This window comes from Flavobacterium riviphilum (assembly GCF_055231795.1).
In genome coordinates, this window is the sequence record NZ_JBUYSY010000060.1 from 1 (window position 1) to 301 (window position 301).

The 301-nt window shown below is 40.9% G+C and carries 1 protein-coding gene; it reads right to left on the minus strand.

The features are described 5' to 3' along the window. A partial coding sequence (locus ACZIX2_RS14280; protein WP_463340765.1) for a DUF7507 domain-containing protein occupies positions 1–301 on the minus strand: 301 nt, incomplete at both ends.

The following is a 301-nucleotide window of genomic DNA, read 5'->3' on the forward strand; positions in this document are numbered from 1 at the left end:
CACGAAATTGTAGCTTACAACGTCACCCACATTGGTAATACCATCGTTGTTGCTGTCCACATAGGTACCATCTTTGGTAATGTCGATGCTTGGTTTTTGATCCAATTCGGTAATAGTACAATCTGTACATTCTGGATCTCTTGGACAACTTGTACATGGTGTTGGATCAGAAGAAGTATCGGTTACATCTTTACCATCTGGATCTTTACCTGTTGCAGTTGCCAAGTTGTACACATAGCCAGCATTGATATCTTCTTGTGTGATCACATGTGTACCAGAGAAGGTAGTAGTATCTGAAGCA